At 43.2% G+C, this 22711-nt stretch carries 20 protein-coding genes; 1 reads left to right on the top strand and 19 read right to left on the bottom strand.

What is annotated here, in order from left to right:
* Window positions 1-167 precede the first annotated feature (167 nt).
* Entirely contained in the window at window positions 168-1109 is a 942-nt protein-coding gene (locus tag P0108_RS02965; protein ID WP_012914484.1) for an AEC family transporter, read from the top strand.
* Between the two features lie 47 nt (window positions 1110-1156).
* Here the strand turns inward: P0108_RS02965 and P0108_RS02960 are convergent, their stop codons facing one another.
* From P0108_RS02960 to P0108_RS02870, 19 genes are all read right to left on the bottom strand, one after another.
* Window positions 1157-1444 (bottom strand): toxin-antitoxin system antitoxin subunit, encoded by a 288-nt coding sequence (locus P0108_RS02960; RefSeq protein WP_248893526.1) that lies wholly within the window; start codon window positions 1442-1444, stop codon window positions 1157-1159.
* 12 nt (window positions 1445-1456) lie between these two features.
* Window positions 1457-1750, bottom strand: a complete 294-nt coding sequence (locus P0108_RS02955) for a hypothetical protein (RefSeq protein WP_041160532.1) — start codon at window positions 1748-1750, stop codon at window positions 1457-1459.
* Between the two features lie 330 nt (window positions 1751-2080).
* Window positions 2081-2941: a KilA-N domain-containing protein gene (locus tag P0108_RS02950; protein ID WP_116431523.1), complete on the bottom strand. Its 861-nt coding sequence runs from the start codon at window positions 2939-2941 to the stop codon at window positions 2081-2083.
* A 329-nt stretch (window positions 2942-3270) separates the two neighbouring features.
* Window positions 3271-4698, bottom strand: a complete 1428-nt coding sequence (locus P0108_RS02945; protein WP_103013892.1) for a Maf family nucleotide pyrophosphatase — start codon at window positions 4696-4698, stop codon at window positions 3271-3273.
* A gap of 43 nt (window positions 4699-4741) precedes the next feature.
* A complete protein-coding gene (locus tag P0108_RS02940) occupies window positions 4742-5095 on the bottom strand; it encodes a hypothetical protein (protein WP_064621518.1) in 354 nt (117 codons plus the stop codon).
* Window positions 5096-5105: 10 nt separating this feature from the next.
* Window positions 5106-5333 (bottom strand): hypothetical protein, encoded by a 228-nt coding sequence (locus P0108_RS02935; protein ID WP_233186355.1) that lies wholly within the window; start codon window positions 5331-5333, stop codon window positions 5106-5108.
* 136 nt (window positions 5334-5469) lie between these two features.
* Window positions 5470-6546 carry a homoserine kinase gene (gene thrB, locus P0108_RS02930; RefSeq protein WP_102703266.1) on the bottom strand — a complete coding sequence of 359 codons (1077 nt, stop codon included), beginning with the start codon at window positions 6544-6546 and terminating at the stop codon, window positions 5470-5472.
* A 19-nt stretch (window positions 6547-6565) separates the two neighbouring features.
* A complete protein-coding gene (locus P0108_RS02925; protein ID WP_102703267.1) occupies window positions 6566-7936 on the bottom strand; it encodes a homoserine dehydrogenase in 1371 nt (456 codons plus the stop codon).
* Between the two features lie 65 nt (window positions 7937-8001).
* Window positions 8002-9003 carry a CPBP family intramembrane glutamic endopeptidase gene (locus P0108_RS02920; RefSeq protein ID WP_102155603.1) on the bottom strand — a complete coding sequence of 334 codons (1002 nt, stop codon included), beginning with the start codon at window positions 9001-9003 and terminating at the stop codon, window positions 8002-8004.
* Window positions 9004-9090: 87 nt separating this feature from the next.
* Window positions 9091-10233, bottom strand: coding sequence for a D-alanine--D-alanine ligase family protein (locus P0108_RS02915; RefSeq protein WP_102703269.1), 1143 nt, complete (start codon window positions 10231-10233; stop codon window positions 9091-9093).
* A gap of 71 nt (window positions 10234-10304) precedes the next feature.
* The gene (locus P0108_RS02910; RefSeq protein WP_119504541.1) at window positions 10305-11300 is read right to left on the bottom strand and encodes an NAD(P)H-dependent glycerol-3-phosphate dehydrogenase; all 996 of its coding nucleotides are present in this window, start codon (window positions 11298-11300) and stop codon (window positions 10305-10307) included.
* Window positions 11301-11441: 141 nt separating this feature from the next.
* A complete protein-coding gene (locus P0108_RS02905) occupies window positions 11442-12326 on the bottom strand; it encodes a lysophospholipid acyltransferase family protein (RefSeq protein ID WP_004109108.1) in 885 nt (294 codons plus the stop codon).
* A 19-nt stretch (window positions 12327-12345) separates the two neighbouring features.
* Window positions 12346-13209 carry an anchored repeat-type ABC transporter permease subunit gene (locus P0108_RS02900; RefSeq protein WP_004109107.1) on the bottom strand — a complete coding sequence of 288 codons (864 nt, stop codon included), beginning with the start codon at window positions 13207-13209 and terminating at the stop codon, window positions 12346-12348.
* Complete coding sequence (locus P0108_RS02895; RefSeq protein ID WP_199172879.1) at window positions 13209-13997, bottom strand: anchored repeat-type ABC transporter ATP-binding subunit; 789 nt, start codon at window positions 13995-13997, stop codon at window positions 13209-13211. The genes P0108_RS02900 and P0108_RS02895 overlap by 1 nt, the downstream gene beginning before the upstream one ends.
* Before the next feature lie 20 nt (window positions 13998-14017).
* Window positions 14018-15766: an anchored repeat ABC transporter, substrate-binding protein gene (locus P0108_RS02890; RefSeq protein ID WP_415690145.1), complete on the bottom strand. Its 1749-nt coding sequence runs from the start codon at window positions 15764-15766 to the stop codon at window positions 14018-14020.
* A gap of 18 nt (window positions 15767-15784) precedes the next feature.
* Complete coding sequence (locus P0108_RS02885; RefSeq protein ID WP_199172882.1) at window positions 15785-17938, bottom strand: choice-of-anchor M domain-containing protein; 2154 nt, start codon at window positions 17936-17938, stop codon at window positions 15785-15787.
* 13 nt (window positions 17939-17951) lie between these two features.
* A complete protein-coding gene (locus P0108_RS02880) occupies window positions 17952-19151 on the bottom strand; it encodes a choice-of-anchor M domain-containing protein (RefSeq protein WP_103013886.1) in 1200 nt (399 codons plus the stop codon).
* Window positions 19152-19185: 34 nt separating this feature from the next.
* Window positions 19186-21504: a choice-of-anchor M domain-containing protein gene (locus P0108_RS02875; protein ID WP_103013885.1), complete on the bottom strand. Its 2319-nt coding sequence runs from the start codon at window positions 21502-21504 to the stop codon at window positions 19186-19188.
* A 229-nt stretch (window positions 21505-21733) separates the two neighbouring features.
* On the bottom strand, window positions 21734-22288 hold the full coding sequence (locus P0108_RS02870; RefSeq protein WP_103013884.1) for a cysteine hydrolase family protein: 555 nt from the start codon (window positions 22286-22288) through the stop codon (window positions 21734-21736).
* Between the last annotated feature and the right edge of the window lie 423 nt (window positions 22289-22711).

The raw sequence follows: 22711 nt of genomic DNA, 5'->3' as shown, positions 1-22711 counted from the left end.
TATTAAAATTTGCATCGCTGTTTTAAGCCAATTAGCAGTTACTAAAAATTCCAATAATTTCAAACTCATCCATAACGCACATAAAAGTTGCGTATCTCTCCTATAGTTACAGCATAGGTTCGCACGCATGCAATTTGCGTGCAATTAACGAATTTTGGAGGCAAGAAATGGGCTTAATCAGCGCAATGCAAGGCTTTTGCGTAATTGGCATTGTTATTGCTGCAGGCTATGTTACTGCTCGCATGCGCGTTGGCGGTTCACAGGCTCAAATGGTCCTAAATCGCGTAAGTTTTTTCGTTTCCAGCCCTTGCTTAATGTTTGCAATACTTTCTAAAGAGCCTATTTTTGAGATTTTTCACTCTTCGATTTTTGTTGCATTCTTTTCTGCGATGATTGTTGGAGTTGCGTTCGTGCTGCTTAATCGCTTTTGCTTCCATCTTCCTGCAGCCGACTGCACTGTAGGTGCTCTCAATTCTCTTTATTTAAATTCAAACAATATTGGCTTGCCGGTTGCGACTTATATTTTGGGAAATCCTGCGCTTGTTGCTCCGATTTTAGTTATGCAACAGGCTGTATTTACTCCTGTTGGTTTGACGGTTCTCGACATTACAACTACTGGAAAATGTTCGCTTAAACGCATCGCTCAGCAGCCTTTAAAACAGCCACTTTTAATTGGTTCGCTTGGTGGAATTATTATTTCTGCAATTTCCGCAAAAGTTGGCTACTTCCCTGTTCCTAATTTTCTTTACGATCCAATTAAGATGATTGGCGATTCTGCAGTTCCAATGATTTTAATGGCTTTTGGAATGTCGCTTTACGGAAGCAAACCTTTACGAAAAGATTCCAATCGCGCTGCTATTGCCACGGTTGCTGTGCTAAAAAATCTTATTATGCCTGCAATTGCATTTTTGCTAGCTTATTTTGTTATGGGTTTTCGCGGGGCAACTTTGTACGCGTGCGTTGTGCTGGCTGCGCTTCCAACCGGTCAAAACGTTTACAATTATGCTGCGCGCTACAACGTCGGCTTAAGTTTTGCGCGCGACGGCATACTGTTTTCTACTGTCACTAGCCCAATTTGCATAGCAGTAATCGCCGCTATTTTGGGGTGATTAATCCGCGCGCAATCGTAGAACTTTGTAATCACAACACTTTGTAATCATCTTGCTTTTTGAGCAAGAAGCAGTTTGCATGCTTCGCGCACAACGTCCCCAACTTTCACACCCTGCTTATCGGCAGAAGCCTTTAGAGCATCAGCATCTTCAGCAGATATACGAAAAGTTATAGGCAACATAGCTTCTTTGTAAAGAGGCGGTCTGCCGAGCGGCTTTTTAATACGCAAATTACCAGCTTTACCGTGATATTTGCCTTTTTCAGCATCACTTTCCCATTTATCAAGCATTTCATCAGTGACATCAACGCCACCTTCACCACGAAAATTAGCCATAATCACTCCTACCTATCTTCTACCAAAAATTTGTCTAATTTCTTCTTGACTAAATCCCATTTCAGCAAGAAACTTTTTAGTTGCAGGCACTACATGAAAAATAATCCATTCCCCATCTTCGCCCTTATATGCAATAAGTTCCGTAATAACTCCGCGAGAATCCCAAGCAAGTGAAAGCATCTGACTAGGCTCATATTCACCTTGCCTGGGAAGCTCTCTACAAGATGAGTTCCACATATTTATTACTTCAGTTTCGCTGAACCAAGGTCGTTTTCGAATAACTCTAGGATGCACTAAAACCTTCATAAATATTATCTCCCAACTCTCAATACTTTCGTATACGAAATATTATCACATTGTGCCAGAGATTATCAAAATATGGCTAATCGAACTAATAAAAGCATGCAAAAAGCCTAATGCAAATTGGCAAAAGTTGGAAGTCTGCTTTCAGATTCCGCAAAACTAACTCATACTTGGAAGTCTACTTCCAAATTGAAGCTACCTTTGCGCAGCTATCTTTGCACAGCTAACGAGTCGAGGCAAGAGAATCAAGACACGCGCGGAAACTGTACTGCACACGTACCAGAAGACGGGGTAAATATCAGCATTAAGTGCAGAATTAAAAAGTGATTAGACTCAATTTTTTAGCACGGAATCCAAACTCTTTATTCCAGGATTATTCAAATTCTCAAGAGATAAAATCTGCGTTCGCGCCAAATTTCTAAGTTCCGCCATTCGATCAGCCTGTGGCAAACCCTTAGAGATCAAAACAGCGTTATAGCTTTCCATATTCGCCAATACCAGAAGCTCATTAATACTCGCCTCGTCTCGAATGTTGCCTTTTGACTTAAGATTTGCGTCTCTCCATTGCTTAGCAGTCTTATTAAACAATGCAACATTTAACAAATCTGCTTCATTTGCATACTTATACATCAACTGCTCAGAAGTCAAATCCTTCAACAAATATTCTTTAATAGCATCCGTATGAATCTTGTAATTAATCTTCGAAATCTCACGGTTCAAATTCCAATTCAACGAAAGCCTGGAACCCTCATCAGATTTAAGTCTTTGATAATCTTTGATAATATATAGTTCAAATTCTGCTGAGATCCAAGCCGCAAACTTAAATGCTATATCTTTATGAGCGTAAGTTCCGCCATTCTTACCAGATTTGGAAACTATGCCAATAGCATTTGTTGATTCTACCCATCTTTTAGGAGATAAAGTAAAAGCATTAGAACCAGCCTCATTCTTAAAGGAGTCGAATTCGACCCCTTTAAAATTAGGATTGTTAATACTCTCCCACAATCCCAAGAACTCAATAGTATTCTTCACTCTCAGCCAGTTTTTAACAACATCTTTAGGCTCTTCTTTGTTTTTATATCTCGCAATATCGGTTAAACTAACGTAATCATTCCTAAAATCTTCCGTATAAACCTGAATTGTAAAGCCTTTTGCTGTAATAATATCTTTTTTAATATTTGATGCATTAGACATAATTGCCCCCTAATATTTACGCAAATTTACGCAATTAGTTGCTTTATTTGATTTGTTTACTCTATTTCTATGCGCTTAACACAAAACCCATGAATCACAAGCAAAATTACAAAATCAAGCACAAGCCACAAAACATCTAACAACTAGCAGAAAACTAGCATGTACCAGCGCATAAGTAGTATTTTATAAGATTTCATAGATTAAAAGCAACGCAAACACGTAGATAAAATAAAAAAGTTAATTCCCAAAACAATACTCTAAATAAAATTTCGCAAGTTGGAAGTCTACTTCCAAATTGAAGCTAACTTTGCGCAACTACCTTTGCTCAACTAGCGAATCGAGGCAAGAGAATCGAGACGAGCGCGGAATGACGGCCAATCCGTGCGCATTGCCGTAAGCAGCTTCAGCTTAGGCACGTCGTCAATCGGCACCCACTTAATTTCCATACTCTCGTCGTCGTGCGCGCAAGGATTCACACTATGCCCCGGCTTTTCAAACGCAAAAACCGTTGTATAACACCAATTTCCATGATCTTCGCGGTAAGCTCCAACAACTTCAATATCTCCCGAAGTGATATTTGCTTCCTCGAAAGACTCACGCAACGCGCCCTCAATCGCGCTTTCTCCGTCGGAAATTGCGCCACCAGGGATGCCCCAAGTGCCACCTTCAGCGCTCCAAAGAGCACGATGTTGCATCACAACGTGCGTCACGCGACCAGTTTCAGCATCTCGCCTAGCAAGCAGCACTCCAGCAGCTCCGTTATGACCCCAATGTCTGCGGCCACAATCGCAATGCACCCAGCCATCTCCCGGCTGATGCACATTTTCTTTAGGCACTTCCGTGGAAGTCGGATCATTCTTTTCGCCAGTTTCTTCCAAGCTTTCCTTATTCCACAAATCCGGCCAAGCGTATCCAAGCTCCGAAACCATTTGTCTCAGCAGCGGCAAGCTGATTCCAAGAACACCGTGAGGATCTCCATTAATGCTTTCAATAAAAGCTCCGCCAAAACCTTCTAACGTAAAGGATCCTGCCACTTCCAGAGGCTCACCAGTTGCTACATACGCGCGAATTTCCGCGTCATTCATTTGCGCAAAAGTTACGCTTGCATGACTTGTTTTGCAAATAGTTTTGCCGGTTTTTGCGTTGATTAAGCAGTGACCAGTCCACAATTGTCCTGTTTTTCCACTCATCTGCTTGATTCTCTCAAATGCCACTTCAGGAGTATGCGGCTTTCCGTAGCACTCACCATCGAGTAAGAACATGGAATCGCAGCCAACAATCAGCACACCGCTACAATCATGAGAAGATTTACTCGTATATGCAAAATCGTGAATATCGAAAGTTTTTGTAGGAACAGTAACGCCTGAAAAATCGCGAGTTTGCGCCGTATCTACGTTATGCGTTACGTCTGATTGCGAATCGCTTGCTAAAGCATTACCAGCAGATTCAGAAGATTCAGATCCCGCAGGTTCAGCTTCCAGCGGATACCCCACAACTAAATCGCCACTAGCTGAAGCGGCTGCATCCGCCACAAGTTTCCACGCATGGTACACAGCTTGAGCTTTTGCACGAGCCAAAATAGAAACTCGCTGCTCAACGTTCAACTGCTCAACGCTCGTACCTCGCTCACTAGCGGCATCACGCAAAGCCGCCAGCTCATCCACTTCGCTTACGTGAATTACCGGAATCACGCCCGCTGCCGCCAAAACCGCTCTACGCGAAGGAGACTGCGAGGCTAAAATCAACGAAACTGTCATACCTTACTCTTCCTTTTTATCCTTCACACAGTCTATTTTCTGGTTACTGCAATACTGCCTGTAGCTGGCATTGTTCATTATGCATCTGAGCATCTCTCAAAATCAAAGACTGTAAATACTTGCTTTTATTTGGCATGCCATCTCTTTTAGCAGCGCGAGAAATATATTCACTCCAAGATTTAGGTACACGAAAACGCTCTTGAACACTGCTTTCGCGCCTTTCTTTTGAATTTGGTCTTCCTGGTCCAGATAAGGATGCAAATATTTCAGTTGCATCAGAATCTTCAGAAAGCAAAGTTTGCATAATTTTTGCAGCTTCTTCGCCAGAAAATTGCATTACAGGAGGATTATTTGGAACAGACACATTTTCATCAGCTAAATTCTCATACATATCCATTTCACTCACCTCATTTGCCCCATCTTTTCCAATATTTAAACCATTTATCAGTCAGATGCTCTACGTGAAACACCAAAAAATCTTTACCTTGAGGTCTTGCAAGCACTTCAATTAAATCATCCTTCCACGCACCTGGATGCCTTAAACATATGACTAGCGCAACGAATGTTCCGTTTGAACTAGGCGGATTTGACACATCATTAGGATTAACTAAAGCAAACCATATAGGTTCAGCCATAGCTTTTCGTATCTCTTCCTCATTTAGATGATCTTCATCAAAATGTTTGTATGCAGATTTGGGATCAAATCTAATAACCATTAACTAATTGTACCACAATTTATTGACTTGTTGCTTCATTACAACTTCACATAGGTTATTCGCGAGTTATTGCAACGCCAATAGAATCAACCTGCACATGCAAAACACGCCAGCCAGCACGCGAAAGCCACGGCTCAGCAATTGAGTCGATTTTTTGAGCTGCACTCTTGTTGCACTCAGCGTCTCCTGCATAAAATACAGCAACGCACGATCCTGCTCCCGAAATCGCTGCAGCAAAACCATGCTCGCGCAACGTTTCCACTAGCTTCCATGAATCTTTCATAAGATTTGCACGATACGGTTGATGAAGAGCATCTTGAGTTGCTGCAAAAAGTAACGCATTTCTCGAAATATCAGATTTTACTGTGCCTAATTTATTTTCAGAATCGCTATTTAACTCACCAAAAGCAACCGGTAGCATTGCAGTTCGCGACACGTTAAATATTGCGTCACCATACGGCACTTTTGCTGGAAGCGCGCGCCTAGCAAGCTCTGTAGAAAGCTCGAAATCAGGAACGAATACAGACACGGAAATATCTTGCGAAACTTTGTATCGTACAGTATGAAAACCGGTAGAAAGCGGAGCTTCGCAATCTCCAGCCACGCGCACAGAGCCTTTGCCTTCCCCAGCATCAAGCTTCCAGCTCATCGTCAAACCGCCAAAAACTGCAGGAGCAACATTGTCTGGATGACCTTCAATTGCGGCCGCGATTTCGAAAATTGCTTCGCGGTTAAGATCACCTTCGTGCGCAAAGGCCCAAGCAGCAGCAACTGCAGCAACAATCGCTTCTGCAGAAGAGCCCATACCGCGCGCTTGCGGAATCCGATTATGCGCTTCTAACGTAAATCGCAAGTTTGGCAGACCAAATATTTTACAAGCTTTGCGAAAAGTCGCTACAACTAGATGCGTTTCATCTTTTGGAAGCGTATCCTCGCCTTCGCCGTGAATAATTACGCGCACGTTTCCAGCATAATCGAGCGAATCAAGCGAATTTTTAGAATGATTATCATCCAGAGTAAAAACTAAAGAATCCGCATAATCAAGCGCAATACCGGCTGTATCAAAACCAGAACCAAGATTTGCGCTAGTCGCTGGCACGCGCACGGAAACACTGTTACACACTGGCTTCATACGATCACCTGCAGCTTCTCTACTTTATAACGCGCAAAACTAGCGGCTTTCCACACACAACATCCAACTTCTGCAAATCCTCACAAATAGCTTGAACTGCAGCTTCCGAACATTCGCGCACAAGCACGCGCACACTGCCAGGTCCACCAAGACCGCACTGTGGGCAATCCGAATCAGCTTCAGTTTGCGCATACTTAGCTTGGCACGCCGAAGCCAAACGTTCAGCTGCAACGCCATGATCTACAAAAACATCCATAACTTCGCTGCACAAAGCCAAAGAAGTATCTTCCATATTGCAACGAATCACAAAATCCGCTCTAGTCTGCTCGCTAGAAGCCGGCACATACTTGTTGTACATTGGCACGCCAAAACCTGCGCATCCACGCACAAGATTTCGAGCAGCACTAACAACATCTCCAACAACAGCACTTGCAGTTGGAGCGCCGCCGGCACCGCGTCCGTAGAACATCAAATCGTCTGCAGCCTGCGCCTTCACAAACACAGCATTAAAACTGCCGTGAACCGACGCCAAAGGGTGCTCCGCACCAACAAGCGCCGGATACACATTAACGCTTACTCCGCCATCCGATTTTGACTTACCGTCGCAATGCCTTTCGACTGCTGCAAGTAGCTTAATTACACGCTTTTCCGCGCTCGCTGCAGCAATATCTTCAGCAGTAATCGCGCTAATTCCTTCAACGGATACGTCGTCAATACTTACTGGCATTTGGAATGCAAGAGTTGCAAGAATCGCAGCTTTATTTGCAGCATCGAAACCTTCAACATCTCCGGTCGGATCTGCCTCAGCATAACCCTTTTCTTGAGCCGCGTGCAAAGCCAAATCAAAATCAAGTCCGCGCACAGTCATTTCGTCAAGAATATAGTTGGTAGTTCCGTTTACAATTCCGAAAATTTGCGTAATTTTGTCACCAATAAGCGACTCTCGAAGCGGTCGAACAATAGGAATCGCTCCTGCTACAGACGCCTCAAAGTACAAGTCAACTCCGTGACTTTCTGCACACTCGTATAATTCCGGACCAAACTTCGCAAGCAACGCTTTATTTGCAGTAACAACAGATTTTCCGTGGCATAGCGCACTTTTTACAAAAGTATGAGCCGGCTCAAGTCCGCCAATAAGCTCGACTATAATATCAATGTCTTCGCGAGCGCACAAAGAGGCAGTGTCTGTAGTTAGCAAATCACGCTTAATCCAAGGAGCGTCAACTTCTTCCGGGCGTAAGCATGCAACTGCTGCAAGCTCAATTTCAGCGCCAGTTCGCTTCTTAAGCTCATTGAACTGTTCAACTATTAGTCGCGCTGTTTGAGACCCAACAGTTCCAGCCCCAAGTAGGCCTACGCGAATAGTTTTAGTCGACTGATTGCTTTGCATAACTTTCGCCTCCTTCGTTGATTTATTTTATATTTTATTTTTATGCGATTATTTTTTACTCGCTTTTACACAAATAACATTAGCAAATTAAGAAGTATTGAAATAATCAAAAATGCTATTACTCCAACAGTTCCGTACAATGCTTTGTTGCCAGCTTTATTCGGAAGTTCTTGCGGAGCATTGAAGAATACAAGATACTTGCGGCGGCGAACTAGCAAAACCACGCCTACTATAAGCATGGCAATCATAAACATCCCATAAATTCCAGCTAGAATAAAACCGGTTGGCAGTCTAGTTAATTCCTGACGAGACATCTTTTCTACGTTAATCATATTTCCGCTTGCATCAACCAGCTGCTTTTCCAACCACATTGCAACTATGCTTCCTTGGAAATTCACAATCATATGAAGAAATATGCTGTAGCTCAACTTGGACGTACGAATATAAATGTAGCCAAAAACAAGTCCAAGTCCAAATGCGTAGAAGAATTGGAAAATGTTCATATGGAAAAGCGCGAAAGCAAGTGCAGAAAATACAATAGCTCGCTTTTCTCCGTACGCGCGCAAACGAGAAAGCAGCTGTTTTCTAAAAAGCCATTCTTCCACAATTGGTGCAAGAATTACCACGAATATGAAGGTTTCCCACATATTTCCCGCTGCAATAGTGTCTGATACGCGATTTTCTGCTTTGCCACCGCTAAGAACTGTTGCTAGGAAAACGCCAACTATATTACCAATGTACATAATCGGTATGCACACAGCAAAGAATCCGCCAAATTGGCTAAATTTCATAGAGAATTGTCGGGTTTTTGCCGCAGGAACAGTGCGCATAATAAGCATTGCGATTGGCAAAGCGACTAAATACTGCGAAATATCCGACACAAGTAATGTGTTAAGAGAGTCGCTTAGCATGCTCTTAGGCACAAACTGTGAAGAAAGAACTCCAAGAACATAGGCAACAGCAATCCAAACTACGAGGAATACGCATAAAGACATGCCAATAGTTCCTTGACGTTTGCGCGCTAACAAATAAGTGTCGTCGCGCCATGAATTTTGCAAATCTTGCATACTTATTCCTTTTTATTGCTGCTTTTGCTGCTGATTTAATTGCTGCTTTTTGTTTCTGCTTTTGTTGCTGTTTTACAGTTGATTAAATTATTTCAAAACACCTTCAATAAGCTTTGTAATTAAATCGCTATAGCTTATTCCGGTTGCTTCCCAAGCTTTTGGATACATGGAAATTGGCGTAAATCCAGGCATTGTGTTGATTTCATTGATCATCACATGACCTTCAGGAGTCACAAACGAATCAACACGGCTTAATCCTCTACCGTCTGCTGCTTTGAATGCTGCGAGCGCTGTTTTACGCACTAGCTCCAAAGTTTCCGCAGGAAGATTTGCTGGAACTTCAACGTGCGAAGCTGCGGAATCCATGTATTTGCTGTCAAAATCGTAGAACTGGTCTTCACCAGCCTCGCGCTTGTCGAGCACAACTTCTCCAGGCCAGCTTGCTTTCGGCTCCTCGCCATCGCGAGCTGCAAGAACCGCGCACTCAATTTCGCGCGCATCAATTCCTTGCTCTACCAACACTCGCCAATCGTGCTTTGAAGCTTCAAAAACGGCTTCTGCTAAGGCTTTAGCATCGCGCGATTCAACTTTTGTAACTCCAAAGCTAGATCCTGCGCGGCTTGGCTTTACAAAAAGCGGATACTCGAGTTTTGCTGCCTCAACTTGCGCAAGCATTTCGTTTGCGTACGCAGCAAAGCAATTCGTCGAGTCACTTGCAAATTTTCTAGCATCCAACGCAATTCCTGGAGCGACATCAATTCCGGCAGCCTTAAACAGCTGCTTTGCGTAGTATTTATCCATGCATGCAGCCGAAGCCAACACTCCGCAACCGACGTACGGCACTTGCATCATTTCTAGCAAGCCTTGCAAAGTGCCATCTTCACCGTTCGGACCGTGAAGAACTGGGAAAACAGCGTCAACATGACCTAAACTTTCAAGCGTATCGTCCGCTTTTCGCACCAAGAATCCATCTGCACCCTTTGCAGGGTCAAGCACAACATCGCGCGTTCCAGCGGTTTTTGTGATTACTGGCAACTCACCCTCTTCCATGTGGAAGTTACGAGGATCTTCACCACCAACAATCCATTCGCCTTGTTTTGTGATTGCGATCCGCACAATGTCAAAACGATTTTCGTCTACAGCACTGAGCACTCCAGCAGCAGATATGCAAGAAATCGAATGTTCGTCTGCCTTACCGCCATACAAGAACACTACACGCTTTTTCGTCATTTTTTTCCTTTATATATTTTGAATTATTCTAATTATTTTGGACTAGTTTTGATTATTTTCGCAAACGCTACTTACTCTTCGCAAACGTCGTCGTCGAAAAGCATTGCGAGCATTTCTTGGCAGGAGATTCCTTCTTCAAGCACGCGAGCCATTGCACTTGCGAGCGGAGTCGCAACACCCAAACGCTTGCCCATTGCAACTACTGCGCTTGTGGTTGGCACGCCTTCTGCAACACCATTGCTCACGGCAGTTGCTTCTTCAACGCTCATGCCTTTACCAAGATTTGACCCAAAAGTGTAATTTCGGCTTAGAGGAGATCCACAAGTTGCAACTAAATCACCAAAGCCAGCAAGACCTGCAAAAGTGCGCGAATCTGCGCCTTCTGCAACGCCCAATGCCGTCAATTCTGCCAAACCGCGCGTTTCAATCATAGCCGCCGTGTTTTCACCGTATCCCGCGCCTCGAGCCATGCCAACTGCGAGCGCAACCACGTTTTTAAGCGATCCGCACATTTCTACACCGATTACGTCTGTTGACACAAATGCTTTAAAGTAGCTGTTTGAGCATGCTTTTGCAACTACTTCTGCCTGAGACTTTTCTGCGCAAGCAACTACCGCTGCAGCCGGGTGGCGAGATGCAACTTCCTTGCTCAAGTTTGGTCCGGAAAGTGCAGCAAAACGGTTACGCGGTAAGTTCAAAGCTTCGCACACAACTTCATCCATACGTTTGCCGGTTGTGCGCTCAATGCCTTTCATAAGCGAAACAACGATCGCATTTTGTGGAATCAAACCCACAAAACCTTCCAACGCAACGCGAGCAAACTGTGCCGCAATCGCCACGACTACAATATCCGCGTTCGCAACAGCCTCTGCTCGATCCCCAGTTGCAGTCATGTTTTCTGGAAGTTTTTCTACGCTAGGCAGACGCACGCCATTATGATGATGATTGCGAATTCCTTCAACAATTTCCGGCTCTATTGCCCACATTGTCACTTGATTTCCTGCATCCGCAAGTACTTGTCCAAACGCAGTTCCCCAAGCACCAGCACCCAACACCGTAACGTTCATGTTTTACGTCCTGCCTTTCGGTTGTGAGTTTTATAAGCTACTGTATAGCTATTTATTTGTAATCACACTATTACATAATTCTACACATGCCGCTTTACGGGATTTATAAAAGATACTTTATTTTATTCTTCTGTATATTTTTTATTCTTCCGTAACGCGTTTCATCTGCCTGTAATCGAAGTATCCTGCAGGAGATTTTTCTCCACGAATTTCTTCCATAATCTGCGTCATACGCACACGCACGCGACGAGCCAACTCTTCAGCAGATTCAAGAGGAGGTAGCTCTCCCCAATTTTCGCTTCCCTGCAGCAAGTCGGAATAATCGAGTTGGGTATCGTAGCACATTACAACATTTTTCTTTGGCCACGGCCACCAGTGGTTAATGCTTGCAGCACCCCACACAACAGCGCAAAATAGCGGAATCTGATGTCCGAGTCTACGCGATGCTTCGAGAGCGATTATTCCAACTCCGGGCTTCATGCTCATCGGCCATTTTTTAGGATCGCGCGTAACTGTTCCTTCAGGCCATACACTTAAAGGTCTGCCATTGGTGAGGATTTTAATAGATTCTTCTTCTATTTCTCGCGCTTTTCCGCTTCTGCGAGGAACCGACTGCATGCCTACAAGCTGAAACCATTTGCCTAAGATTGGCCAGTGAGCGAGTTCCGCTTTTGCCATGTAGCGCGGACGACGACCTTGGTGGAATAGTGCAGTCATAGGTATGAAAACGTCAAACATCGTCACATGCGTGCAAGCTGTAATAAACACGCCTTCTTCTGGCACGTTTTCCAATCCCCACGCGCGTACTTTGCAGCGCGAACGCAATACGCGCGACGTTCCTTCTAACAATCTTTCAGCAGCCTTAGGATTTTGCGCGTCAATTTCTGCCTGATTTGGCTTACGTTTTCCTGTTGGATAGTAATACGTTGGATCAACTAAATTGTGTTTACTTGCTAAAAGCTTTACTTGCTCATCACTGAGTGGTTTTACTGCACTTCTTGGCGAAGGTTTTCCTTTTGATACCATACGTCTATTGTGCCGCACGCTATAAACCTACGCTACGACCCACTTTTGCAATCAACCCATGTTTAGGAGAGCACACCCAAGCGAGCACGAATAAAGCGGTTGCTACGAGCACAATTGTTCCGCCTGTTGCTGTATCAAAGCTCCACGAAATATACATTCCAACAATCGAAGAAACGCACCCAATAACAGGAGCTAAAATCATCATTCTTGGCAGCCTATCCGTAAGCAGTCGCGCAGTTGCAGCAGGAGTCACAAGCAGAGCAAGCACAAGCACGTTTCCAATAATTTGCACGGAAACAACTACAGCGATAGCCACTAACACGTACAACATTCCATCTAACCATGCAACTGGCAATCCCATTGCGCGCGAAGTTTCTCGATCCATCGATACGCACACAAGCTCTTTGTGGAACATGCATAATATAGCCAAAATAATCAAACCAGTAAAAGCAACAACAGCAATATCTGAATCAGGAATACCTGTAATCGAGCCAAACAAGAAGGATTCCAAAGAGCCGGCGTAGCCAGATGCTTTAGAAATAATCACAATTCCAAGAGCGAAAGCAGATACGAAAAATACGCCAATAAATGAGTCTTCGCGAAGCCTGCGATTTTGGCTAAAAATAGATACGATTAGCGCAGTTGCAACTCCTGCGAGTGCTCCTCCAAATAGCAGATTTCCTTGCAATACGAAGGCTATAGCAAGTCCTGGGAATACTGAGTGAGCTACAGCATCTCCAATAAACGCCATTCCTCTAAGTACTACGTAGCATCCAACTACACCGCAAATTACGCTAGAAAGGCACGCTACAATAAGTGCTTTTAGCAAAAACCAAAGGTCTGGATTTGTTAAATCTTGTATAAATTCTATTGGAGATAACATTACTCTTTCACCACACTTTCCTTACCAATTACGCGCTCAACTGCTTTAATAAGCGGATTTTGCGGAGCTACGTGGAAGGTTCGTACCCACTGTTCTGTTTGCAAATGTTGCGGCTCATCGTCGCCCACAATAGTGCCATCAAATAGCATTATTCTCGAGCATGAGTTAATTGAACCAATAATATCGTGCGAGCTCATGAGAATTGCTTCACCAGAAGCAGACAATTTTAAGAACAAATCGGTAAGCAGCTCCTGAGTAGGCATATCAAGTCCAGTAAACGGTTCGTCTAGCAAAAGTAAACGCGGCTCTCCAGCCAATGCTCGCGCAACAAGAACGCGTTGCCGCTGACCTCCAGAAAGTTCACCAATCGTGCGATCTTGGAAATCAGCCATTCCTGTGCGTTCAAGCGAGTTTAATGCGATCTCGTAATCTTCTTTTTTAGCGCGACGAACGTAACCAATATGACGAATCCTACCCATCATCACTACATCTAAAACAGAAAGTGGGAAATCCCACGCAATATCGTGACGTTGAGGCACGTATCCAACGTAAGATACGCGAGAATTAAGTTTCGCACCTTCCATATGAGGAGCACGCACTTCGAGTTTTCCAGTATGCGGAATCAAACCCATAATTGCACGAAATAGCGTTGTTTTACCGGCACCGTTTGCGCCAAGTAATCCCACGAATTCGCCACTATTAATGGTAAAAGAAACATCTTTTACAACAGCGCGATTCCCGTACGAAATATTCAAATTTTGTGCGCAAATTACTGCATTTTCTCCCATATTTATTACCTTTAACACTTTCACTTCAAACATTTCGCTAAAGAATCCGCGTTAGCTCGCATCATATCCGCGTAAGTTCGCACATTCGCGTCGAAAGCGTCACCATAAATTGGACAAACTTTCACATGTGCTTCAGACGCAAGCTCTTTAAGCACAGACGAGCGAGAAATCAAATTCGGCTCCAAAAACACTGCAGGGATTTCCAAGTCGCGTAAAATTTGCGAAAGTCTGCGCCTATCTTGCACGCTCGGTTCGCTTGAAGGATTGATTGTTACAAATCCCGCAATATTTACGCCATAAGCTTTACCTAAGTATGCAAAAGCGTCATGCGTTGTAACCAAGTTGCGACGCTCTTTTGGAATTGACGCAACTTTTTTACGCATATAAGCGTCTACGTCGAGAAGTTTATTAATATATCGATCCGCATTTGCGCGATATTTGCGAGCATTTTTAGGATCGACTTCGCACAAGCGGTCAGCTATTGTGCGCACATAAGCAATTCCGTTTTTCACTGACTGCCATAAATGCGGATCAATATCTCCATGAACATGTTTTCCAAGAACAGCTTGAGGAAGTTGATAAATTTTCTGCCTTGCAAATCCAAGGAATCTATAGCCTTGTTCAGCTGGAATTTCTTTTAAAGCATTAGTCGGCACTTCTACTACTACGTCTCGCGGCTCATAGTATACGCGCTTTGGCGCAACTGACCGCTTTTCTTGCAAAGTGTCAACTCTGTACAAAAATCCGCGTTTAGCTAAATCGTAAGCCAAATCTGCATGGCCTTGATTCAAAACTACGCTAGCTCCACGCTTTTTCGCTAATTTCTGCGCGTTAATGCCAACAGCAAAACGCATAGTTGCGTTTCCTAAACTTGCAACTCTTTCGTTTTGAGCATTGAGCATATCTGCATGAAAGTCGAGAGTGTATTCTCCTGGCTTACTAAAAGCCCAACTTAAATGCGTGTGCGCGTCCGCAGGCAAATCTACATGATCTTCATCGTTAATTCCGTTTGCTGAATTAACGTAAGTTTCTACACTTCCAAAAGTGCCAGTAAGGTAAGCGAAAAGCGAACCAGGACCAGTTACTTTAGTTGCAGTTAAGCGGATCCTGTCCGAACGCTTCATGTTGTATGCTTTTGGCTTTATTACAGTAGCGCGTCCTTCTTTCGTTACAGTGGAAGGCGCGTTTGATTGCGAAGATTGAGAAACCTGAGAAGACTGCGACTTATCAGGTTTCTCTTGAGATTTTTGTTGCTCTTTAGCATCTTTAGCTTCCTCAACCGTCTGCGAAGTTTGGCGTTCTGTAGCAAGACCAAGCCAAATAGTGTCCAACGACACATCTTCGACCATTGGAATAATATCCGCCGCATGTTTCACGCTTTCTTCAGCAAGTTGCACATTTGGCACGCCTTTTCGCAAATTTGCGTCTAAAGCAGTAATAACACCATGCTCCTCAAGCATCATGTAATTACTAAAAGCCACATCCGCATACACAACGTCTCGAATTGAACGCAATCGCGGCTCGTAAGAGTGCGGATCTGCATTATCAGGCACGATTGAACTCACATTTGCGGCATCCCCTGCTACATTCGCCACCATATCGCGCAAAACGCCTGTAGTTGTAACTACATTAATGCGACCATCGCGATGTCCTGCACGATTCCCGTTAGCACTACCACAAGCAGAAAGCGGCAAAATAAGCGCAACGGCTGCAATTACAGCAAGCGAAGAGAACAAAGTTTGCTTTACTTTTTTGGGCTTACGAATCACCCTTACACACTCCTACTACTAATAGCGCAACAGCCAGTTGAAGTTAATAAGTCCGCGCTTGTACAGATACCAAATTCCTGCACCCAAAACGCCAAGCACAGCAATAATTCCACCAGCAAGAAGCGAATAAGCAAGTAAAGGATTTCGCTTAAATAATCCTGTTACACCTTTTGCTTCAGACTTCGCAACATCGTCATTATCGTTCAATTTCTGTCGGTACAAACTTTTAGCGAGTCTCTTGTTACTAATTTTTGAAACAAGACCTTTATGCTTTTTAGCTTTTCTTGGCAATTGTTTTCCAGAGTGTGAATTGTTCAATCCTAAACCACGACCAACAAAAGGATTTCCGCCACCAACGGCACCGTTTCCATGACCGCCATTATTTCCGCCTAAACGAGGCAAATTAGTAGGTTTTGCTGGATTCTGAGGTGTAGAAGAACCATCCTTTTTTCCAGTACTTTCGCCGCCGTCAGCATACCCCATTGGTGTTTCTTGTGGATCTACACCAACAGCAACATGAATATTGCGAGTTACTGTAGAATTTCCGTCGGAAGCTTGGAATTGCAATGTGTAATATCCCGGTTCGTCGAAATCCCAATTCGCATGAGCATGCGTATTTGCAGGTATCGTATAATCTGTTGCTCCTTGAGTGGAGAAAATCTCTTGATCTCCACCGCCCAAACCGCCAAACATCCAAACGCGTACGTTTCCAGGACCTTCAACTCCTGTTAGGCTCAATTGAGTTGGCTTATGCGGATTCATAGACTGATTATTCCAACCCATCCATGGCACACCATCAATTTGTGTTTGCGGTATACGATACACGCCGTTAGTTTTACCAGCATCACCAACTGCGAATACAACTGTATCCGGGTCTCTAAAGACGTGGCTTCCTGTCACATCTTCTTGCACAGCCATATCAACTTTATTTGAATCGCCAGTATATACAGCAATATCAACGTGACCGTGGTCTATAACAAGCTTGTCGCCCTTGATGTCTTTGAACTTTGTCACAGCAGATTGCTGACTTTGAGAAACTTGCTTTCCGCTTTTAGCGTTATGTTCCCCATGAATAAGACCACCATTATTACTTCCAAAAAGTCCTTGTTGTTGCATTTTTGCTCCAGGCCATGGAGTCACATACACAGTGTTGTTGTTACCGTTAATGAAGAAAGATCCGTTACTTTGTTGCACATTAATGCTGTGATCCTCACTTTGAGAATCGTCATCATCATCTGAATCTTCTTCGTCGTCTTCACCATCTTCATCACCATCAAAAGATGCGCCATCATAATCAGCAAAATCGCCAGCTGTTACATCATGATTAGTTACATGGAATGTATAAGTCTGCTCAGAACTTTGCTCCTCGTCACCAACGGTAGCAGTAGCCTTCATTTTTAACTTATACACACCAGGACGGTTAAAAGACCAATACATGTGCGAATGCTTGCCACCAGTCTCAGTAATGTCAACATCTTTCGGCCAGTTTTCAGCAGAGCCGAGCATTTTCTCATAATCGTCACCGCTGCGACTGTACATAAAAACTTCGCCGTTGTGGGGGGCTTCGATACCAGTTAATGACAGTTTGACTGTTGGATTAACTTTTGTAGAACCAGCTCCCTCATATAACGGTCTAGTATCTAAACCAGGCCATAATGCACCAGTATTTCCAGCTCCAGATTGATCAAAGAACCAGACTACACCTTCGCGAGTTGTTGCGTAGATTTCTTTTATTATCGGATCGTTCTCATCTTTGGAAAACTGCATGATATTTTTAGAGCCGACTTCAAAAATAAGCCGATTCGTATCGTAACGAGTGCCATTATGATCTTCATTTTCAAACGCATCACCCAAGGTACCTAATACCATGCGGTTATTTGTAGTATCAAAGAAAGTTGCAAAAACGTCAGTATGACCTTTATACGCATGGCACATTGCAACTTTACTATCAGCCGCAGGTTGTGAAGCAGTTTTATCTAAGCGAGCAGCTGCACACGCTTTAAAATTGGCTTGCTTTATTGCGTCAAAATCTTTAGAAGATTTCTTTCCGCTTACAACAGTTGCGTCACTGCCATTGTCAGCAAAAGCCGTGGGAGTTCCCATCATCATGCCACACAAGCACACGCCCACCAACAAAGCGCGAGATAATTTCTTTATACTATTACGAACCATTTTCGTCACACCATTATTTCCACTGAGTGCCATCAGATTGCACATTGTCTGATTGAGAATATTGAGAATTATTAATTGGTGACATTACTGTCGTTTCTTGATCACTCACTAGATCCGACAAAGCACTTTCACCATTTGCATTATTCACAGAATTTGCATTATTTGCATACTGTTGATTAGCTTGTGCAGAAACTTGCTTAGCAAGCGCAAGATTTCGTGCTTTCTTGCTTTTAACTACAGCTATTAGTACAAAAATCACAATAATTACGGCAATAATAGCCACAAAAATACCTACGATTTGAAGAACTAAAGCTGTATCGTCACTTTTTTCAGATACTTTGTGAGAATGCTTATGCTTGTTGTGAAGGAGTTCGTGATGATGATTAGCTTCATCTTTTTCGGATTCATCGTTATCTTCTTCATCTTGACCCTCTTCGTCGCCCTCGTTGCCACTTGCTCCAGCAGCACTCGCACCTAAAGCAGCATTAGGATCGGTATTATCTCCAACCGCAAAATTAAGAACACGCGTATCGCTTACTGCGCGTCCATTTTTAAGCTTTCCTGAAAAAGTAAGCTTTACATGATAAATTCCAGGCTTAGAAAACACCCAATTCACGTGAGTATGAGCGTTGGCTTCAATCCAGCTGTTTTGCGGATATCCTTTAGTACTATCCCAAAGTTGCTGTGGATTGTTGTTGCCATTTTCTAAGTAAACATGCAGTTTACCCGGGCCGCTTACTCCTTCAAGAGAAAGGTTTGCACCGCGATCGAGCTCGTTAAGCACGCCACCTTCCTGCGTATTCCAACCAAGCCACGGCACATCAGGATTTTGAGTTTGTGGAATTACGTAAAGCTTGGTTCCAGGCTTTTCGCCAATAAAACTGTAGGCAGCATCATCAGGCATAGGAATTATTGAATTGCCACCTAATTTAAATACCACATTTTCTGGGTCTCGCCACACTGGTTCGTCACCAGTATCATCGCGAATCTTCAATTTCCATTTGCCGTCGATTAGCGTTGGTCCAAAATCAGCATGACCTGCTTGAATCATAACTGGCTGATTGCCTTCATTAGCATAAGCAGTTTCCTGCATTGGATTTGGTGCGCATAAAGATGCAACCAAAGTTACTAAAGAAAATATGAGCGCAAGCAACGCAGTAGAATATACATGCTTTCGTTTTACTTGCAATGTTTCATTTTGTTTGTAATTCATTATTTAAACTTTCTAGTAATAATACGAATATTATTTACAACAATTTCAATTTAGAACGTATCAATGCTCCGCATGCGCCAGTTATTGTGCATAAGCCGACGCTCGCACCTGAAGCTGCAACCGCAACCCACTTAGTCGAGGAACCATCACCTTTTGTATCATCTGAATCATCTTCATACGCTTCATCAGATTCTTCGTTGTATTGCCTTGCACCTTGCAAAGCATGACGTTCAGTATTCTTAACAAAATCAGAGTTATTGACAGAACTATTTTTAGACTTATTGCCAGAATTATTATCTGTTCTTACGAAATTACGAATAGTCTGTCCACTTTTCTTAGAGCTCTTGTTCTTAGTATGAGTTCCGCCAGAAGTTCGTCGCGATGAATTATGTAACGATGTTCCGCTTGAATTTTCTGTTCTTGTAAAAGAACTAGAACCAGAACTAGCACCACTTTGCGTATTATTTTTAGAATTATTCTTACGATTAGTGCGGTTAGTCTTATTGCGATTCTTCTTTGTGCGCTTGAATTTTCTGTTGGATTTCTTAAAGAAATTAGATTCGAATTGGAATCCACCATTAGAACTAGATCCAAATAGTCCCGAATTTGCAGTGCCGCCGAATACACCTTTCAAAAAGTTCTTTCCACCAACAAAATGCTTAGTCTTATTTTTGCGCTTATTACGACGCTTCTCATGGTGCTTTTTCCCGTGAGAGTTCTCATCATCTTCAGAATCAGAACCACTTTGATCATCATCGCCATCATGGTTATGAGAGTGAGGAACACCTTTCATCTCAATAACATAATCGCAAAACTCATCAAACATTTTATTACGGTAAAGTTCACCGTTCTTTAAAACTAAGGAAGGACGAATCGTTGCACCTTGCATTGACGCATCAAGTTTTAGCTCCAACTTGCTGTTCACGGCACCAGGAATGCGCTTAAATTCGCTTTCTCCTTCCTTTTTTATCAACCAAACATAATCTTTGACTATGGAAGTTACTGGACTTGTCGGATCGTCAATTGGCGCACCGGTAACACCGTCGGTTGCAACATGAGGGTTAAGCAATACTGTTTTCGCGTGTAAAGTATCCCCTGGTTTGAAACGCTTATAAGGAGCAATTGCTTTTACTACAGGATGTCCGTCGGCACCGTGATCTTCAACGGCGATGGTTGCAGACGCAGTATCTTTGCCAACTTGCGTTTCACCTTCAGTTGCGTGAGCATACACTTTCATCTTGTTCATTGCAGGCTCAGCTGGAAGCTGCAATCTCTCAGCAAAAAGAGTGGTTCCATACGCGTCAGGACCTTCGTCAGCACGCACATATCTCCACTCAATACGAGCACCCTTTGGTTTGTTAACTACTTTTAAGTCTAAACCACCATAACCTTCGTATGAATGATAATGCGGATGAGGCCCGGAATCACGAATATTGCCGATGCGCATATCGCCGCCATCGTCTTTATCTGTGTCTTTATGATCTTTGGAAGCTTCGTGCGCTTCTTCATCATCGTCAGGATTAATAAAATCACCGCGACGGTGCAAATCAAGCGTTTCCGTAATGCCAGAAGCAGGTACTTCGCCTGAATATGTATCTTCTACTTCAAAAGTGTATTCTGCAGGTTCGGTTGTGATCTGCTTCTTAGTGTTCTTATTTGTAATAGTTGCTGCTACTTTTAGCTTGTAAACGCCAGGCTGCGTAAATCCCCAGTTTGCATGCACGTGGCCAGCAGTATGTTGGTGAATTACGCCAGGTAGCATAAATCGACTGCCATCAGTATCAGGTTCGTCGTCTAAATCATTCTCTTCAAATGATAATTTCTTCGAATTTTTTCCAATGCCATCGGTAGTCCAAAGCAGAATGCGCCCGTTCATTGGTCCAGTAACTTGCTGAATTGCAATATCTGCTGTTGCATCATCTGCGTGAGATGCGCCAACTAAAGATGCAGCATAACCTGTGTCCCAACCCGGAAAAAGAGGGTTCCCTTTTTGATTTCCGGAACTATCGAGATAGTAGTATTCAGTAGCGAGAGCAGGAAGTTGCGATTTTGTAGTGTACGTGCTTTTAGCTACGCGCAAAGTAGTGTTTTCAGGCTTTAAGAAAGTAGCAGCGTCTTTTTCGACGGCCATAATGAATTTACCATTGTATTGAATTGGGTAAAACACGTCTGTATGGCCGTGACTTAGCACTTCCTTTTTTGTAGGATCGTATTTTTCAGCAGGATTACCATTTTCTAATGCAACTGCCGGTAAAGCTGCACTAAATCCTGATGCGAGCACGGCAATGGCAAGTATTGCAACACTTGCCATTGCAAAAGCACGTTTCACAATATTCCTAATGACCTGAGTCATAATTACTATTTCGCTCTCTACACTTCATCTTCTTATCGTTATATGCGCTCTTCTTTTCGCAAATAATTATGGAAGATTTTTTAACAACGTCTATTAATAATAATAATGATTCTCATTAATAGCAAGTCGACACTCCGAATACATAAAAACGCTGGCAGCTTAAAGCAACCAGCGTCTATTATTCTCAATAACTATTGAATACTTATTTAAATATTTTTAGCTAAAATTCTCAGCCTTCTACAATATCCGCATTAAGGCAAGTCTTAAAGTGGCGCAAAGCCCATTCGTGACCTGCAGGATCAAAGCTTGCAACGGCATCCTTGTGAACCACAATCTTGAATCCAAGATTATACGCATCGACAGCAGTGTGAAGCACGCAAATATCCGTGCAAACTCCCACCAAATGCAGCTCTTCAATGTGACGTTCGCGAAGCTTAATCAGCAAATCCGTGCCATTAAACGAAGAGTAGCGAGTTTTATGAATGTAATACACATTGCTTTTATCTTTATTTTCCTCGTAAAAATCACCAAGCGCGCCGTACAGCTTCTGACCGTGAGTTCCTGCGATATTGTGAGGTGGGAAAAGCTTAGTTTCAGGATGATACGGATCGTTCAAATGGTGCGTATCAATCGCAAAAACCACGAACTCACCGGCGTCAAGAAATTCCTGCGAAATCTCAGTAATACGCTTCTCGAGCTTTTGCGCAGGCTCGCCCACAGTAAGAGAGCCATCGCTTGCCACAAAATCATTCGTATAATCAATGTTAATAAGGGCTTTATTCATACCTACTCCTTGTATGAAATTTACAGAATAATCGCAAATAGCATTACTGCTAACAGCATTATTGCAAATAGCTCTACTGCAATAGCATAATCGCTTTAGTTACAATATTCCGCATTCTTAATTGCTTGATTTTATTTCAATTGATAGCCCAATTATCAACTCAATTGCTGGCCCAATTGCGATCGGCGCAATACCTCAATATTCAAAGAATACTCAAAGCTCACTTGCTTCTGCACCGACTATCATCATTTAATCACTACCTTGCGGCAAATGATGCTACAAAACGTTTGCCGGGAATTTTTCGTTACTGGTGCAGTACAGTTTCTGCGCGCGTGTCTCTGTTGTCTGTTTTTAACTACATTTGCCGTAAGTTTTCCTCGCGTTTGCGCGACGACCTGCTTGAGCGCAGCATTGCGCGCGCGA

Source organism: Gardnerella sp. c10Ua_244 (assembly GCF_055818055.1).
This window is presented reverse-complemented; position numbering and strand designations above follow the sequence as displayed.

What these genes read in the sequence shown, in the direction of transcription:
- P0108_RS02885 (WP_199172882.1), bottom strand. Translation starts at nt 17,938, where the DNA reads ATGGTTCGTAATAGTATAAAGAAATTATCTCGCGCTTTGTTGGTGGGC.
- P0108_RS02955 (WP_041160532.1), bottom strand. Translation starts at nt 1,750, where the DNA reads ATGAAGGTTTTAGTGCATCCTAGAGTTATTCGAAAACGACCTTGGTTC.
- P0108_RS02900 (WP_004109107.1), bottom strand. Translation starts at nt 13,209, where the DNA reads ATGTTATCTCCAATAGAATTTATACAAGATTTAACAAATCCAGACCTT.
- P0108_RS02945 (WP_103013892.1), bottom strand. Translation starts at nt 4,698, where the DNA reads ATGACAGTTTCGTTGATTTTAGCCTCGCAGTCTCCTTCGCGTAGAGCG.
- P0108_RS02910 (WP_119504541.1), bottom strand. Translation starts at nt 11,300, where the DNA reads ATGAACGTTACGGTGTTGGGTGCTGGTGCTTGGGGAACTGCGTTTGGA.
- P0108_RS02920 (WP_102155603.1), bottom strand. Translation starts at nt 9,003, where the DNA reads ATGCAAGATTTGCAAAATTCATGGCGCGACGACACTTATTTGTTAGCG.
- P0108_RS02880 (WP_103013886.1), bottom strand. Translation starts at nt 19,151, where the DNA reads ATGAATTACAAACAAAATGAAACATTGCAAGTAAAACGAAAGCATGTA.
- P0108_RS02870 (WP_103013884.1), bottom strand. Translation starts at nt 22,288, where the DNA reads ATGAATAAAGCCCTTATTAACATTGATTATACGAATGATTTTGTGGCA.
- P0108_RS02915 (WP_102703269.1), bottom strand. Translation starts at nt 10,233, where the DNA reads ATGACGAAAAAGCGTGTAGTGTTCTTGTATGGCGGTAAGGCAGACGAA.
- P0108_RS02940 (WP_064621518.1), bottom strand. Translation starts at nt 5,095, where the DNA reads ATGGATATGTATGAGAATTTAGCTGATGAAAATGTGTCTGTTCCAAAT.
- P0108_RS02965 (WP_012914484.1), top strand. Translation starts at nt 168, where the DNA reads ATGGGCTTAATCAGCGCAATGCAAGGCTTTTGCGTAATTGGCATTGTT.
- P0108_RS02960 (WP_248893526.1), bottom strand. Translation starts at nt 1,444, where the DNA reads ATGGCTAATTTTCGTGGTGAAGGTGGCGTTGATGTCACTGATGAAATG.
- P0108_RS02895 (WP_199172879.1), bottom strand. Translation starts at nt 13,997, where the DNA reads ATGGGAGAAAATGCAGTAATTTGCGCACAAAATTTGAATATTTCGTAC.
- P0108_RS02905 (WP_004109108.1), bottom strand. Translation starts at nt 12,326, where the DNA reads ATGGTATCAAAAGGAAAACCTTCGCCAAGAAGTGCAGTAAAACCACTC.
- thrB (WP_102703266.1), bottom strand. Translation starts at nt 6,546, where the DNA reads ATGAAGCCAGTGTGTAACAGTGTTTCCGTGCGCGTGCCAGCGACTAGC.
- P0108_RS02875 (WP_103013885.1), bottom strand. Translation starts at nt 21,504, where the DNA reads ATGACTCAGGTCATTAGGAATATTGTGAAACGTGCTTTTGCAATGGCA.
- P0108_RS02950 (WP_116431523.1), bottom strand. Translation starts at nt 2,941, where the DNA reads ATGTCTAATGCATCAAATATTAAAAAAGATATTATTACAGCAAAAGGC.
- P0108_RS02925 (WP_102703267.1), bottom strand. Translation starts at nt 7,936, where the DNA reads ATGCAAAGCAATCAGTCGACTAAAACTATTCGCGTAGGCCTACTTGGG.
- P0108_RS02935 (WP_233186355.1), bottom strand. Translation starts at nt 5,333, where the DNA reads ATGGCTGAACCTATATGGTTTGCTTTAGTTAATCCTAATGATGTGTCA.